Here is a 14,551-nt window from a genome sequence, read left to right on the forward strand (position 1 = left end):
TCAGCGCAGGCCGATGGCGCTCTCCCAGAACCAGTTCCACCGGATCTCGTCGCGGAAGCGGGCCGCGCCCGCCTCGTACAGCACGCCGATCGCGCCGTTGCCGAGCAGCGCCAGGTCCGAGTAGCCGGCGTGGTCGCCGTCGATGCGCACCCCGGCGTTGTCGATCGTGCCGTCGTGGTCGCGCCAGGTCGCGCCCTCGTCGAAGGAGGAGCGCACGTTCATGCCCACGGGGTTATTGTCGGTCTTGGGGGTGGCGGGCGCCGACAGCAGGATGCGGGTGTACGAGCCGCCGTCCCAGCGCTGGCGCAGCAGGGCGGGGTGGGTCGGCGGGGCGGTGACGGCGGTGTCCGCGCGGAAGCCGCCGTCGAACGTCAGGCCGCCGTCGCGGCTCACGCCCGTGGCCAGGCCGTGCACGGAGGTCTGGTCGTCGGGCACGGCGCCGTTGCGGGCGATCACAAGGATGCTGCCGTCGGTCCGCTCGACGAGCGTCTGCTCGCCCAGCTTGAGTACCGATTTGTCGTACGTGGCGGTCGCGCCGGCGTTCCAGGTGCCGCCGTGGTCGTCGCTGTAGATCAGCCGGACGCTCTGCCGGCTCCCCACGGCGAAGTAGACCGGCACGACGAGGCGGCCGGCGTGCGTACCGCGCGTGAGCTGGATGCCGTGCCCGGGGCCGGTCGCGAACCAGTCGCCCGCCCCCGCCGGGGCCTTGATCACGCCGGACAGGTCCTCCGGATCCGACCACGTCACCCCGTCGTCCCTGCTGACCTGCACCTTCGGGGTGCGGGGCGTGGTCTGGGTCGCGGTCGGCTCGGAGGTCGTGAACAGGAACACCGGCCCCGCGGAGTCGGCCACCACGGTCGCGTTCCCCTGGAGGGCGGCCCCCGCGGTGCTCTTCAGGACGTCGGTGCTCGCCCCCCAGGTGACGCCGTGGTCGGTGGAGCGGCGCATCACGACGTCGAACGCGCCGTGGTCGGCGCAGTTGTTCCTGTTGCGCCGCTCGGCGAAGGCGAGCAGCACGTTCCTGCTCGTCCTGACGACGGCCGGGAGCCGGAAACAGGTGGTGAGCGTCGCTCCGGTGGCCGGGTCGGTGCTGGTGAACTGCTTCCACAGGGTCTGCTTGTGCCAGGTGCGGGTGGGCGGCTGCGCGGCCGCGGCGGGCGCGGCGGTGATCGCCATGAGCAGGACCGCGCCGAGCGCGGCGCCCAGCGTGCGTAACTTCCGCATGATTGCCTCCATCTCGGGATCATGATCCCCGCGCGGGCGCCGCGATCAACGTCGGGCTCAGTAACCCACGGTGAAACGCCGCTGAACGTGCCGGGGCAGCTCCGCCTCGTCCACCACGGCGACGGCCAGGTCCTCGGCGGAGATGGCGCTGGTGCCGTCGTCGCGCACCAGCAGCCGGTCGCCGCCCACCCGGAACCTGCCGGTGCGCTCGCCGGGGTCGACCCGGCCCGACGAGGGGCTGAGGTAGGTCCAGCGGCGGTTGGACAGGCGGTAGAGCGCCAGGGCCTCGCGGTGGGCGAGCACGACCTTGACGTACTCCTCCGGGACGCCCAGGTTCGCCGGCAGGCCCTCGGCGAAGCCCTCGGTGTCCACCACCTGGAGCCCGGGGCGTACCTCAAGGCTGCCCGCGCCGCCGACCACGATCAGGCGGGCGGCGGGATGCGACTCCAGCGCTTCGAGCAGCGAACGGGCGGCGGCGGGGAACACGTGGGCGTTGGCGATGGTCTCGGGGATGTCGCGGCCGGCGTTGAGCGCGTTCACGATCACGTCCAGACCGGCGATGGCCTCCGTCATGGCGGGCACGTCCATGACGTCGGCGACGCGCCACGTCACCTGGCCCGCGCCGGCGGGGACGCGGGTGGCGTCCCTGGTGAACGCCGTGACGTCGTGCCCGCGCGCCACCGCCTCGGCGACGACCCGCGAACCGATCACTCCCGTGGCTCCGAACACTCCGATACGCACAGTGGCTCCTCATGATTCTGCGCCGTCCTAAATTTGAACGGCGTGTAGTAAGTGAGCACAGCTTAGACACTGAACGCAGTAGGGTGTCAACGTGAGGTCAGGCGGCGGCGAGAACGCCGGCCAGGGCCCGCAGGGTGTCCAGGGAGGTGCCGGGTGGCGGGGAGACGCGCAGTACGGGCTCGCGCAGGTGCAGCGGGGCGCGGGCCGTCGGCACCACGCCGACCAGCAGAGACGCCTCCGCCGCGCGGGCGGCGGCGCGCTCGGCCGAGTCGCCGGGCGGCGGGGCCAGCGTGACCAGGGCCGAAGGCTCGTCCAGCGGCTCGGCCACCCGCCAGCCGCCCACCCCGTCGAGCAGGGCACGGGCCGTGCGGCCCAGCTCCGCCAGATGGGCGTGGACGGCGGACGGGCCGAGCGCGTGCAGCTCCTCGACCGCGGCGGCCAGCCCGCCCTCGCCGCGACGGGACCCTCCGAGCTCTCGAAACGCGCCGCCCCCTCCACCGGCGCCACCTCGCCCCGCTCCCACCCGGGGCCTTCCCAGACGTGGCCGCTGAGCGTCGGGGCCGGGGCGTCCATCGCCGGGGACAGCTCGGGCACGATCAGGAAGCCGACGCCACGGGGGCCGGCCAGCCACTTGCGGGACGTGCCCACATACGCGGTCGCGCCGATCCCCCGCACCTCCACGTGGCCCAGCGACTGGCAGACGTCCAGCACGAACGGCACCCCCGCCGCCCGGCACAACGCCGCCAGCTCCGCCGCCGGCTGCACGACGCCGTGGTGGGAGCCGACGTGCGAGACGACCACGAGATCCAGCCCGGACGCCAGCCGCGCCCGCACGCCGTCGGGGTCGATCCGGGCGTCGCCGTCCACGGGCAGCTCGACCAGCCGCCAACCGCGCTGGGCGGCCAGGCGGCGCAGCAGCATCAGCGTGCCGCCGTACTCGGTGCGCGCGCAGCCGACGCGGCTGCCGGGGCGAGCCGCCACCCGCCGAGCAGCGCCGCCATGACCGCCGTCCCGCTCTCCAGGAACGCCACCTGCCGCGAACCGCCCCGTGCGGGATCGACCAGGGCGGGTCCCACCTGGACGGGTTCGGCCAGCCCGGGTTCGACCAGCGCGGGTTCGACCAGCGCGGCCAGGGCCGCGCGGGCGGCGGTCAGGTCGGGGACGGCGGCGTAGCCACCGCGTTCGCGTTCCCGCCGCAGGTGCGCCGTCATCGCGTCGAGCACCCGGTCGGCGGGCACGTTGCACCCGGCCGCGTCGAGATGCCCGGACGGCATCACCGCCCGCCCCGCCCGCCATCTCCCGCCCACGGCGCCCGCCCCGGGATCCGCCGCCCCGAGGCCGGTCGCCCCGGAACCGTCGCCCCGGGGCCGGTCGTCCCCGAGACCGCCGTTCCCGGGACCGGGAAGGTGCTCACGCCTCGGCCAGGACCAGGGCGAAGTCTCCGGCCGGGTCGGTGTAGTGGCGGCGCACCCCGAAGCCCGCCGTCTCCAGCTCCATCCGCAGCCCCTCCGGCCGGAACTTGGCGCTGATCTCCGTCCGCATCTCCTCCCCCGCCTCGAACGACACCTCCAGCCCGAGCCCGCCGACCCGCACCCGCATTTCACGGGAGGCGCGCAGCCGCATCTCGATCCAGTCGTGCCGCTCGTCGTACAGGGCGACGTGCTCGAACGCGTCCGGCTCGAAGTCGGCGTCCAGCTCCCTGTTGATGACGTGCAGCACGTTCCGGTTGAACGCGGCCGTCACCCCCGCCGAGTCGTCGTAGGCCGCCACCAGCCGCCCCCTGTCCTTGACCAGGTCGGCCCCCAGCAGGAACGTGTCGCCCGGCCGCAGCGTGGCCCGCAGCTCTTTGAGGAACACGGCTCGGGCGGCCGGTTCGAGGTTGCCGATGGTGCCGCCGAGGAAGGCCACCATGCGCCGCCCGTTGCGGGGCAGCAGTGCCAGGTGCCGTTCGAAGTCGGCGCACACCGCGCGTACGGTCAGCCCCGGATAGCGGCCGGCCAGGCGGTGGGCGGCGGCGTCGAGGGTGACGGCGTCCACGTCCACCGGCGTGTAGCCGCGCAGGGTGCCCGCCGCCGACAGCGCGTCGAGCAGCAGCACGGTCTTCTCGCTGGTGCCCGAGCCCAGCTCGACCAGCGTGTCGGCGCCGGAGACGGCCGCCAGGTCGGCGGCCCGCGCGCGCAGGATGGCCAGCTCGCGCCGGGTCGGGTAGTACTCGGGCAACCGGGTGATACGGGAGAACAACTCGCTGCCGGTGGCGTCGTAGAACCATTTGGGCGGCAGCCACTTGGGGGTGGACGTCAGGCCGGTGGTGACGTCGTGTTCGAGGGCCTGGCGCAGGTAGTCGCGGTCAAGATGGCTGATCACGCGCACGGTGGACTGGGTGACGGGCACGAGGCCTCCAAGAGATGGGTTCACAGCGGCTGGACGCGTACGTCGTCGCGGGTCACGGTCAGCAGGCTCCGCTCGGGCACGGCCTGCCAGCCGGGCAGGTCGTCGAGCGGCTCGCTGGCCACCAGCACGCCGTCGTGGAATCGGTGGTGGAACAGGGTGTCGCCCCAGACGGTCGCGGCGAGCGTCGTGCCGTCGGAGGCGAGCAAGTTGAGGCGGGCGGCCGGGTCCTTCTCCCCGGCCTGGACGACGACCTCGGCCAGCGACTCGCCCAGGCCGGCGCCGGCCCGCCCGCGCTGGAACACCGCGCCGGCGACCCAGGCGGCGTCGCAGGTGCTCTCGGCGGCGTCGCACAGGTCGGCGACCGCGTCACGGGCGACGCGGCCGTTGTGGCTGAGCAGCCACGTGCGGTCGGTGAACGGCGCCGTGGCGCTCTCCTCGACCGGCATGCCCACGGTGGCCGAGCGCACCGCGGCCAGCAGGCACGTCGAACGGGCCACGGCGGCCAGGCCCGGCAGGTTCGCGTCGGTCCAGATGGGCACGGAACGGCGGTAACGCACCGGCTCAGGGCGGCCCGGAACGTACCAGCCCATGCCGTACCCGTCGGCGTTCACCATGCCGTGCCGCTGGCGGCGCGGCGCGTACGACTGCTTGAGCAGCCCGTGCTCGGGCTCGTCGATCAGCGAGGCGAGCGAGCGCTCGGCGCCCAGCCAGGCGGCGTGCCTGCACACTCAGACCAGCTCCGACCGGGCGCAGCGGAAACCGGTGAAGATCTGCCGGCGGATCGGGTAGTCCCAGTTCCTGAACGTGGTGCGCACCGCCGCCGGGTCCGCCGCCCACGAGCCGCCGCGCAGCACGCGGTACTCCTCGCCGAAGAACACCTCGCTGTACTCCTTGTACGGGAAGCTGCGGAACCCCGGGTAGCCGTGGAACCAGGAGCTCGTCCACTCCCACACGTCGCCCACCATCTGCTCGGCCCCGTAGGCGCTGGCGCCCGCCGGGTACGCGCCGAGGGGGGCCGGGTGGGAGGCGCGGTGGCCCAGGTTCGCCAGAGAAGGGCCGGGGTCGGCCTCGCCCCACGGGTAACGCCTCGACCGGCGCGCCTCCGGGTCCCAGCCGCACGCCTTCTCCCACTCGGCCTCCGTGGGCAGCCGCTTGCCGGCCCAGCGGGCGTACGCGTCGGCCTCGTACCAGCTCACGTGCTGCACCGGCTCGTCCATCGGGACGGGCTCGACGCGGCCGAAGCGGGTGCGGTGCCAGGTGCCGCCGTCGCTGGTCCAGAACAGCGGCGCGGTGATGCCGCGCCGCTGCCGCCACTGCCAGCCCTCCGGCGTCCACCAGCGCGGGTCGTCGTACCCGCCGTCCTCCATGAACGCCAGGTACGCGCGGTTGCCGACCGGCAGCCGGTCGATCCAGTAGCCGGGCAGGTCCACCCACGTGGCGGGGCGCTCGTTGTCGTAGGCCCACGGCAGCGTGTCCGTGCCCATGAGGAACGGCCCCGCCGGCACGTGCACCTCCTCCGGCCCTCCTGCGCCGCCCGGCGGCAGCTCGCCGTCGCGCACCAGGCCCGGCTGCCCGGACAGCTGCAGGGTGGCGAGCATGGTCTCGTCGTGCTGGTGCTCGTGCTGGATCACCAGCCCGAACACGAACCCGTCGCGGTGCAGCGGCGACGGCCCCTCCAGGTCCACCTCGTCGAGGACGTCGAGCACCCGGCCGCGCACGCCCTCGATGTAGCCGCGCGCCTCCGCCGGGCGCAGGAACGGCAGGCTCGGGCGGTCTTTGCGCGGGGTCTTGAACGCGTCGTAGATGTCGTCGATCTCGGGGCGCAACGGGGTGATGCCGGCGGCGGCGCGCAGCACCCACAGCTCCTCGTAGTTGCCGACGTGCGCAAGGTCCCAGACGAGGGGGGACATGAGCGGCGAGTGCTGGTTCACCAGGAGGTCGTCGTCGGCGTCGGTGTAGGCGAGCGAACGGTCGCGGACGGCTATGAGCTCTCTGGCGATGCGTTCCTTGATGTCGTTCATGCGTGTCCTTCATGTACGGGGTCGTGGTCGGCGTGTGGCCCTTGGCCGTCGTGGTCGGCGCTTGGATCTTGGTCGTCATCGAGCCATGGCGGGGCCGGGTGGGGTGCCTCCATCAGGTCGGCCGCCGGGGAGCGGCCCTTCCTCACGTACCGGTCGGCGAACGCGGCCACCGCGCCGACCAGCGCCGCATCCGCGCCCAGCCTGGGCAGCGCCTCCAGAGCGGCGCGGAAACCCACCTCGGCCGCGTTCCGCAGCCTCGGATCCGCCAGCCCGCACCGCGCCGCCCTGTCCCATTCCTCCTGGCCGCCCGCTTCTGTCGGGACGGCGGCTATCGCGGCGTCACCGGCCCGGTCGTCGGTGATGAGCGCGTGCGTCACCGCCACGCACACCGGCCAGACCGCCGGATGCTGCGCGTCCAGGTAACGGACCTCCAGCCAGCCGCGGGGCCGGACCGGCGGGAAGACGGTGGTGGCGTGGTAGGCCAGATCCTCGAGAGTCGGCCGCCGCACCCCACCATCGCCCCGGCCCCCACCATCGCTTCGGCCCGCACCACTCTTTGGACCCTCGCCGGCGCCGTTCACCCAGTCGCGGAACGTCGAGCCATCGCGTACCGGCCGATAACGCTCGTCGTCCTCCCGCACGAGCATCAGCCGGGCATCCAGCAGGTACTCCGCCCAATCGGCGACGGGATCGCCCGTGACCGGCACCGGCCGCGTCCGGGTCGGGTCGAGGTTGTTCCACACGTCCTGACGGCCGGACATCCACCCGTACGGCCGGCCGCCGCTCAGCGGCGAGTTGGCGAAGGCGGCCAGCAGCACGGGGCCGAGCGCGTGCGCCCGCTCCCAGCGCACGCCCGGCTGCCGCCCGAAGTCCAGGTTCACCTGGATCGACGCGGTGGAGCACATCATCAGCGGCCCGAACGGCGCCCCCAGGAACTCGGCCATCGCCTCGTAACGGGGCAGGCCCAGTTGTCGGCACGGAACGCGTACCGGATCGAGCCCCACCCCGCCCAGCACCAGCCCGGCCGCCCGCAACCCCGCCCGCACGGCGGCCACGTCGGCACTCAGGCGGGTGATCGTGTCGGGCAGCGCCCCCGCCGGCCCGGACAGCTCCAGCTGCCCGCCCGGCTCGAACGTCACCCGGCTGCCGCCCGGCAACCGTGCGGGCAGGGCCCGCTCCGTCCGCTCCATCGGGACGTGCCCGCCGGGATCCGCCCGGTCGAAGACGAGGAACTCCAGCTCGACGCCCACCCGGTCGCCGGCGGGGCGGAAGCACCGGCGCGCGTACCCCGCCACCTCCGTGACGTCGCGCAGCGGCGTGCTCTCGGCCGTAACCCCGATCATCGTCTTCCCTTCGCCGGCGCCACAGGTACGCACGCGACTACAGAGCCGGGAGGCGCGCGATCGTTACACACGAATTTCCGCGTAACGGATGGGTCGCGTTCGGCACTGTGTGACATGGAGGAGGGTTCACTGGGCTGCACCGACGTGCTCGCCCTGGCCACGGACTACCTGGACGAAGCGCTCCCACCGGCGCGGCACCGCACGGTCGGGGAGCACCTGGACGCGTGCCGCGACTGCTCGGCGTGGCTGGCACAACTCCTGGCCACGATCGCGGCCCTGGGCTGCCTGCGCGACGGCATCATCACCCGACCGGTTCTGACGGCACTGCGGGACAGCTTCAGCCGCCGGAAAGGCCAGCCCGCTGGCACCTGCCCGACCGCCGTGGGCGATGGCGGTGCCGACGGCAAAGCGGCCGGCACCGGCGGAGGCGAACGTAGGGGCGGGGGCACGGACGAAAACCCCAGGGGCTGAGAACGGCGGCGAGCCAGCGGCGGCGAGGACCGGCGGCGAGCCAGCGGTGAGGGCGCGACCAGCGGCGGGGCGGGGGCCGGGAGTGGGCCAGCGGTGAGGGCGGGCCAGCGGTGGCGAGGACCGGCGGCGGAGGCGCGCGCTCAGCCGTAGGGCCGGCGGAGGCGGAAGTGAGAGGCGAGGACAGCGGCGGGAGTGGACCGGCTACGAACGACGGTCGTGGTCGTGATCGGGGTCGTGGTGGCGGGGGCGGGGACGAACCAACTACGAACGACGGTCGGGGTCGTGGTGGTGACGGTTGCGGTTGCGGAAGGCCGACATGAGCCGATCCCGTACCGGCGCGGACAACTTCTCCGGCGGCTGGTCACCGAGCACCTTGATCGTCGTACGGAACTGGTCGAAGTAACGCCCGCACCCCTCGCAGCAGGACAAGTGCGCCCGCACGCCGTCGCGGGACGGCTGGTCGAGGGCGTCCTCAAGGTAGGCGGTGAGAAGTTCCGCCAGCTCGTCGCAGGTGAACCGCTTCACGACGTTGACCGCCCTCGTCTCTGGGATGAACCGTTTCACTCATTGTCGCCGTTGTATCGGCCTGATGGGGCCGCGCAAACTCATTCGGGCTGTTTGACGGACTCGTAGTAGTCCGCCAGCCAGCCGCGTACCGCGGTGCGGGCGCGGTGCAGCAGCACCCGCTGGTTGGCCGCCGAGATCTCCAGGATCTCGCAGACCTCGTCGGAGGTGCACCCCTCCACGTCACGCAGGGTGATCACGACCCGCTGCCGGGGCGGCAGCCGCCCCAGCGCCTCGGCGATCAGCACGCGCACCTCCGCCGCCAGCGCCTCCCCCTCGGGCGTCGGCCACCCCGAGGCGCCGTCCACCCGGGCGCCCTGGGCCGCCGCGCCGAGGTCCGCGAACACGTCACCGTCGCGTTCGAACGCGCTCCACGGCAGCGTACGGCTCTCCCGCACGCCGCGCTTCTTCGCGGTGTTGACCAGGATGCGGAACACCCACGTCTTGACGGAGGCGCGCCCCTCGAAGGCGTCGATCCCGTCGATCACCGCCAGCCAGGTGTCCTGCACGACCTCCTCGGCGGAGTGGTCGGTGGACACGTAGGACCTGGCGACCCGGAGCATGCCCCTGGACCAGGTGTCGAGCAGCGCCGCGAACATCGCCTCGTCGCCGTCGCGCAGGGCGCCGACGACGATGTCATCCGGGGGCAGCCCGCCGCCCTCGAAAGACCCCACGATCGCTCCCCCTCCGGTCGAACGCTGGGACATCTCACCTCCGAGACCGAACCCGAGCCCGGCCCCACCCCACCTCCGGCGGGACACCGCTCAGGTTAATCTCCCCCACTGACGTTTCCCCGGCACCACCACCCGTAGCCCTCCCATGTACGACTTGTCCCGACACACCCACCCCTCCACCACCCCCACCGCCCCGCATCCCGCCCACACCACGCCCTCCGCTGCGTGCCCACGCGGTGCGGCGGGGGCGGTGCCGTGGCCGTGCTGGGCACCGTGGCCCAAGCTGGGCGCCGTGCCCGAGCTGGCCGCCATGCGCGTGGCGCCGGGCTCCGCCGCACACCCTCCCGCCGACCCGGCGCTTCGACGCGAGCCGTCGCACCGTGGCCGCGCGCTGGGTGACTCCACGGCACGCTGCGCTGGGCCACGCCACGCGCCGTCGCACAGCGCCGGGCTGGACAGGGCCCCACCTCGCCCGCCGGGCCGTGTTGCGCCCGCCACGCCTCATCCCGTCCGCGCCCACGCCGCGGCATCACATCCGCGCCGCGCCGCTTCGTGGCCGCGCAATGTGGCGCGGTGCCGTGCCGTGCCCGAGCTGGGCGCCGTGCGCGTGGCGCCGGACTCCACCGCACACCCTCCCGCCGACGCGGCGCTTGGACGCGAGCTTTCGCACCGCCCGCGTGCTGGGGCACGCCACGGCACGCTGCGCTGGGCCACGCCACGCTCCGTCGCACTGCGCCGGGCTGGGCAGGGCCCCACCTCACCCGCCGTGCCGCCGTGCGCCCACGAGTGCGCCCACCATGCCGCATTGCGTTCACCCCCGCGCCGCCGCATCGCGTCCGCGCCGCTCCGCTTCGTGCCCGTGCGGTGTGGCGCGGGCGGTGCGGTGCCCGAGCCGGGCGCCGTGGGCGTGGCGCCGGACTCGGGCGGGGGCTGTCCGGAGCGGGGGCCGGCGTGGCGGAGGGGGCGGGCGGGCGTCGGGGCGGCCGGGAGGTGGGTCAGCGTTCGCCGGCCGGTTCCTCCACCGGCTCCACCGGCTCCACCTGCGCGGCGGGAGAGGGGCGGAGGCGGTCGCGGTGGTTGGCTAGGAGGCTGGTGGCCGTGACGGTGATCAGGACGGCCACGATGACCCCCAGCGAGGCCAGGGTCGGGATTTCCGGGACCCACGTCCACACCCCGTGCGCCCAGTGCAGGATGAGCTTCACCCCGATGAAGGCGAGGATGACGCTGAGCCCGTGGTTGAGGTGGCGCAGCTTGGTGAGGACGCCCTGGAGGACGAAGTACAGCGCTCTCAGTCCGAGCAGGGCGAACGCGTTGGTGGCGAAGACGAGGAACGGGTCTTCGGTGACGCCGTACACGGCGGGTACGGAGTCGACGGCGAAGACGATGTCGGTGGCCAGGATGGCGACGGCGGCGAGGGCGAGCGGGGTGAGGGCGAGCCGGCCGCGTTCGCGGACGACGAGGCGGGAGCCGCGGTAGTCCTCGGTGACGGGGACGAAGCGGCGGACGAAGCGGACGGAACGCATGGAGGAGATGTCCACTTCCTGTTCGTCGCCGCGCAGCACGTCCTTGATGATCTTGCCGGCGGTGACGATGAGGATGGCGCCGAACAGCAGGAAGGCCCAGGTGCCGCTCTGGAGGGCGGCGGCGCCGAGCCAGATGAAGATGACGCGCAGCACGAGCGCCCCGACGATCCCGTACAGCAGGACCTGCCTGGCGAGTGCGGACGGCACCGCGAAGGCGGCGAGCAGCAGCATGAAGACGAACAGGTTGTCCACTGACAGCGACTTCTCCACCACGAACCCGGTGTAGAACTCGACCGCCGCGCCGCCCCCGTGGCCGGCCCACAGGTAGAGGCCGAAGAGCACGGGCAGCAGCAGGTAGAAGACGGACCAGGCGACCGACGCGCGCATGCTCTCCTCGCGCGGGCGGCGGGTGATGAGCAGGTCGATGAGCAGGAGCAGGAGCAGGGCGGCCACCGTGACGGCCCACAGTGTGGGCGATGCGATGGTGCGCAGCGGCTCGGCGGCATGCAGGATTGTCCCCGCGGACATGGGAATACCTCCCTCGAACAGATCCAACCGTTCGAGGTCTCCTTCACCCAGCGGGTGGCCGCCCGGGGACGCGCGGGACGTCCGTACTGACCGGGCCGGCTCTTGTGAAGTACTCCCCTCGCCGGGTTCAGACTAGATCAAACGGGGACATCCCTCCACCCCGAAGGTGGCCCGAGGTCACGCTTGACGGGACAATTGAACGAAATTTTAAATTCGGTCATGGGACGCATCGCGGGAGTGACGGCCGCGGAGACGCGGGAGCGGCTGCTGCTCGCCGCCGCCGAGGTCTTCGCCGAGCGCGGGTACGACGGCACGCGGGTGGCGGACATCGCCGCCGCCGCCGGGGTGAGCAACGGCGCCCTGTACGCGCATTTCGGCTCGAAGGCGGAGCTGCTCGTGGCGGCCCTGCGCGCGCACGGGAGGAACCAGCTGGCGAGCCTGTTCGAGGCCGATCCCGACCGGTCGGCGACGGAGCTGCTGCTGGCGATCGGCCGCACGCTGAACCGGCGGCGCGACCCGCCCGGGCATCTGATCGTGGAGGCGCTGGTCGCGGCGCGCCGGGACGAGGACGTGGCGGGGCCGATGCGCGACTACGTGGGCGAGCGGGCGGCCTGGATCGCCGATCTCGTACGGGTGGCGCAGGGCGACGACGAGCTGGACCCGGCGCTGTCGCCGGACGCGGTGGCGCACTTCTGCCTGCTGCTCGGGATGGGCAGCGCCCTGGTCACGCCGGATCTGCACGGGGTGGGGGACGAGGAGTGGGCGGCGCTCCTGGCCCGGGTCGTGACCGCCCTGGCCCCACCCGAAAAGGAGACCGCCCCGCCCCCACCCGAGAACGAGACCGCCCTGCCCCCACCCGGAGACGAATCCGATTAGGCGCAGGACAGTCGGGCGGCGGCCCAGTCGCCGTGGTTGCCGCTCGGCGATGCGCAGCCGCCACTCGCCGTCGAGGATGGCGATTCCACTCCTGGCAAAAGAGGCGCTGAGGGTGCTGGGGCTGCTGACAAGCGGGTTGGCTCCCGTTATGTCCACCATCGGCCCACGAGGAAGACAACCGGTTGCAGACCGCGCGGAAGCGGCGACCGCCCTGGAAATCACCGTCGCCGTGGTGTTCGCTGACGGCGACGTTCCTCGGCAGAGGGAGAAGCCATGACCGCCACGCCGCACCCGCTCGACCCGCTGACGCCAGGCGAGATCGCGGCCGCCCGTACCGTGCTGGCCGCCGCCGGGCTGATCAAGGACACCATCCGCTTCGCGTATCTCGGGCTGGAGGAGCCGCCCAAGGACGCGCTGCTCGCGTACGCGCCGGGCGACCCGATGGACCGCAGGGTCCGGGTCCTGCTGCTCGACACCGCCGGGGCCGCGACCCGCGACGTGGTCGTCTCGCTCACCAGGGGGACGATCGACGCCGACCGCACCCTGGACCCCGTGATGGACGGCCAGCCGCCGGTGCTGGACGCGGAGTTCGGGATCGTGGAGGAGGTGCTGGCCACCGACGAGCGGTGGATCGCCGCGCTCAAGAGCCGGGGCCTGGACGTCTCCAAGGTCAGGGTGGCGCCGCTGTCGGCCGGGGTGTACGCCGACGAGTACCCCGGCGAGTCGGGCCGCCGCATCCTGCGCGGGCTCGCGTTCGTGCAGGAGCACGAGAAGGACCACGCCTGGGCGCACCCGGTGGACGGCCTCGTCGCGTACGTGGACGTGCTGAACCGGACCGTGGACCAGGTGCTGGACTCCGGCCCGGTGCCGATCCCGGCCGGCTCGGGCAACTTCGATGACCCCGCCGTCACCGGCCCGCCGCGCACCACGCAGCGGCCGATCGAGATCACCCAGCCGGAGGGGCCCAGCTTCACGCTGGAGGGCGGCCTGCTGCGCTGGGAGAACTGGTCGCTGCGCCTCGGCTTCGACGCCCGCGAGGGGCTGATCCTGCACCAGATCGCCTTCCACGACCGGGACGCGGGCCGCGAGCGGCCGATCGTGCACCGGGCCTCGATCGCCGAGATGGTCGTGCCCTACGCCGACCCCTCCCCGGTGCGCTCGTGGCAGAACTACTTCGACGCCGGCGAGTACCTGCTCGGCCAGTACGCCAACGCCCTGGAGCGCGGCTGCGACTGCGTCGGCGAGATCACCTACCTCGACGCCGTCATCGCCGACGAGCACGGCGTCCCGCGCACGCTGCCGAACGCGATCTGCCTGCACGAGGAGGACCACGGCATCCTGTGGAAGCACACGGACCTGTGGACGGGCTCCGCGGAGGTCCGCCGCCAGCGCCGGCTGGTGCTGTCGTTCTTCACCACGGTCGGCAACTACGACTACGGCTTCTACTGGTACCTGTATCTCGACGGCACGATCGCGTTCGAGGCCAAGGCGACCGGGGTGCTGTTCACCTCCGCCTATCCGCCGGACGGGTCCGACCACGCGTCGGAGGTGGCGCCGGGGCTGGGCGCGCCCTACCACCAGCACCTGTTCTGTGCCCGCCTGGACATGGCGGTGGACGGGCCGGCCAACCGGGTGGAGGAGGTCGATCTGGCCCGGGTGCCGATGGGGCCGGGCAACCCGCGCGGCAACGCCTTCACCTACCGGCGTACCCCGCTGACCAGGGAGAGCGGGGCCCAGCGGGACGCGGACGCGTCGGTGGGCCGCACCTGGCAGATCACGAACCCGGCGGCGCTCAACGCGTTGGGCCGGCCGGTCGCGTACGCGTTGCAGCCGGAGGGCCGGCCGGTGCTGCTGGCCGCGCCCGGCTCGTCCATCGCGAAGCGGGCCGCGTTCGCGACGAGGCACCTGTGGGTGACCGCGTACGACCCGGACGAGCGGTATCCGGCGGGTTTCCTCGTCAACCAGCATCCGGGCGGGGCGGGGCTGCCCGCGTTCGCCGCCGCCGACCGCGACCTCGACGGCCGCTCGCTCGTCGTCTGGCACGTCTTCGGGCTCACGCACGTGCCGCGGCCGGAGGACTGGCCCATCATGCCGGTCGAGCGCACGGGTTTCTCACTGCGGCCGGTCGGTTTCTTCGACCGTAATCCGACGCTGGACGTTCCCGCGCATCACGGGCACGGAGCCTGACCTTTCAC

Annotated in this window: 14 protein-coding genes and 1 pseudogene; 3 read left to right on the forward strand and 12 right to left on the reverse strand. The window is 73.2% G+C overall.

The window, feature by feature from the left end; genetic code table 11:
* The 9 genes and pseudogenes from KIS93_RS45565 to KIS93_RS45595 all read right to left on the reverse strand — a co-directional run bounded on the left by KIS93_RS45565 (position 1) and on the right by KIS93_RS45595 (position 7,720).
* Complete coding sequence (locus KIS93_RS45565; RefSeq protein ID WP_186404807.1) at positions 1 to 1,224, reverse strand: sialidase family protein; 1,224 nt, start codon at positions 1,222 to 1,224, stop codon at positions 1 to 3.
* 57 nt (positions 1,225 to 1,281) lie between these two features.
* Complete coding sequence (locus tag KIS93_RS45570) at positions 1,282 to 1,965, reverse strand: NAD(P)-dependent oxidoreductase (RefSeq protein WP_080041516.1); 684 nt, start codon at positions 1,963 to 1,965, stop codon at positions 1,282 to 1,284.
* 97 nt (positions 1,966 to 2,062) lie between these two features.
* Positions 2,063 to 2,488: a hypothetical protein gene (locus tag KIS93_RS66345; protein WP_246005494.1), complete on the reverse strand. Its 426-nt coding sequence runs from the start codon at positions 2,486 to 2,488 to the stop codon at positions 2,063 to 2,065.
* A gap of 107 nt (positions 2,489 to 2,595) precedes the next feature.
* Positions 2,596 to 2,886: pseudogene (locus KIS93_RS66350) on the reverse strand (aminotransferase class V-fold PLP-dependent enzyme); the annotation flags it as partial.
* Complete coding sequence (locus tag KIS93_RS66355; RefSeq protein ID WP_246005464.1) at positions 2,886 to 3,272, reverse strand: hypothetical protein; 387 nt, start codon at positions 3,270 to 3,272, stop codon at positions 2,886 to 2,888. The gene KIS93_RS66355 and the pseudogene KIS93_RS66350, both read right to left, overlap by 1 nt.
* Positions 3,273 to 3,375: 103 nt before the next feature.
* Positions 3,376 to 4,356, reverse strand: coding sequence for an L-histidine N(alpha)-methyltransferase (gene egtD, locus KIS93_RS45580; RefSeq protein ID WP_080041518.1), 981 nt, complete (start codon positions 4,354 to 4,356; stop codon positions 3,376 to 3,378).
* A gap of 20 nt (positions 4,357 to 4,376) precedes the next feature.
* Entirely contained in the window at positions 4,377 to 5,084 is a 708-nt protein-coding gene (egtC, locus tag KIS93_RS45585; protein WP_080041519.1) for an ergothioneine biosynthesis protein EgtC, read from the reverse strand.
* Entirely contained in the window at positions 5,085 to 6,377 is a 1,293-nt protein-coding gene (gene egtB / locus KIS93_RS45590; protein WP_080041520.1) for an ergothioneine biosynthesis protein EgtB, read from the reverse strand.
* Complete coding sequence (locus KIS93_RS45595) at positions 6,374 to 7,720, reverse strand: glutamate-cysteine ligase family protein (protein WP_080041521.1); 1,347 nt, start codon at positions 7,718 to 7,720, stop codon at positions 6,374 to 6,376. The genes egtB and KIS93_RS45595 overlap by 4 nt, the downstream gene beginning before the upstream one ends.
* A gap of 114 nt (positions 7,721 to 7,834) precedes the next feature.
* Between KIS93_RS45595 and KIS93_RS45600 the strand changes: the two genes are divergently transcribed.
* Positions 7,835 to 8,191 (forward strand): anti-sigma factor family protein, encoded by a 357-nt coding sequence (locus tag KIS93_RS45600; protein WP_080041522.1) that lies wholly within the window; start codon positions 7,835 to 7,837, stop codon positions 8,189 to 8,191.
* A gap of 261 nt (positions 8,192 to 8,452) precedes the next feature.
* Here KIS93_RS45600 and KIS93_RS45605 read toward each other — a convergent pair whose 3' ends face one another.
* The 3 genes from KIS93_RS45605 to KIS93_RS45615 all read right to left on the reverse strand — a co-directional run bounded on the left by KIS93_RS45605 (position 8,453) and on the right by KIS93_RS45615 (position 11,480).
* Entirely contained in the window at positions 8,453 to 8,755 is a 303-nt protein-coding gene (locus KIS93_RS45605) for an anti-sigma factor family protein (RefSeq protein ID WP_230465452.1), read from the reverse strand.
* Positions 8,756 to 8,796: 41 nt separating this feature from the next.
* On the reverse strand, positions 8,797 to 9,429 hold the full coding sequence (locus KIS93_RS45610) for an RNA polymerase sigma factor (protein WP_155128274.1): 633 nt from the start codon (positions 9,427 to 9,429) through the stop codon (positions 8,797 to 8,799).
* 995 nt (positions 9,430 to 10,424) lie between these two features.
* On the reverse strand, positions 10,425 to 11,480 hold the full coding sequence (locus KIS93_RS45615) for a TerC/Alx family metal homeostasis membrane protein (RefSeq protein ID WP_080041523.1): 1,056 nt from the start codon (positions 11,478 to 11,480) through the stop codon (positions 10,425 to 10,427).
* 219 nt (positions 11,481 to 11,699) lie between these two features.
* Between KIS93_RS45615 and KIS93_RS45620 the strand changes: the two genes are divergently transcribed.
* The gene (locus tag KIS93_RS45620) at positions 11,700 to 12,356 is read left to right on the forward strand and encodes a TetR/AcrR family transcriptional regulator (protein WP_080041524.1); all 657 of its coding nucleotides are present in this window, start codon (positions 11,700 to 11,702) and stop codon (positions 12,354 to 12,356) included.
* A 273-nt stretch (positions 12,357 to 12,629) separates the two neighbouring features.
* Positions 12,630 to 14,543, forward strand: coding sequence for a primary-amine oxidase (locus KIS93_RS45625; protein WP_080041525.1), 1,914 nt, complete (start codon positions 12,630 to 12,632; stop codon positions 14,541 to 14,543).
* Positions 14,544 to 14,551: the final 8 nt, after the last annotated feature.

This window comes from [Actinomadura] parvosata subsp. kistnae (assembly GCF_900323885.1).
Lineage (GTDB): Bacteria > Actinomycetota > Actinomycetes > Streptosporangiales > Streptosporangiaceae > Nonomuraea > Nonomuraea composti.

Coding starts and splice junctions, on each gene's coding strand:
- KIS93_RS45565 (WP_186404807.1), bottom strand. CDS start 1,224: ATGCGGAAGTTACGCACGCTGGGCGCCGCGCTCGGCGCGGTCCTGCTC.
- egtB (WP_080041520.1), bottom strand. CDS start 6,377: ATGAACGACATCAAGGAACGCATCGCCAGAGAGCTCATAGCCGTCCGC.
- KIS93_RS45595 (WP_080041521.1), bottom strand. CDS start 7,720: ATGATCGGGGTTACGGCCGAGAGCACGCCGCTGCGCGACGTCACGGAG.
- KIS93_RS45600 (WP_080041522.1), top strand. CDS start 7,835: ATGGAGGAGGGTTCACTGGGCTGCACCGACGTGCTCGCCCTGGCCACG.
- KIS93_RS45615 (WP_080041523.1), bottom strand. CDS start 11,480: ATGTCCGCGGGGACAATCCTGCATGCCGCCGAGCCGCTGCGCACCATC.
- KIS93_RS45620 (WP_080041524.1), top strand. CDS start 11,700: ATGGGACGCATCGCGGGAGTGACGGCCGCGGAGACGCGGGAGCGGCTG.
- KIS93_RS45625 (WP_080041525.1), top strand. CDS start 12,630: ATGACCGCCACGCCGCACCCGCTCGACCCGCTGACGCCAGGCGAGATC.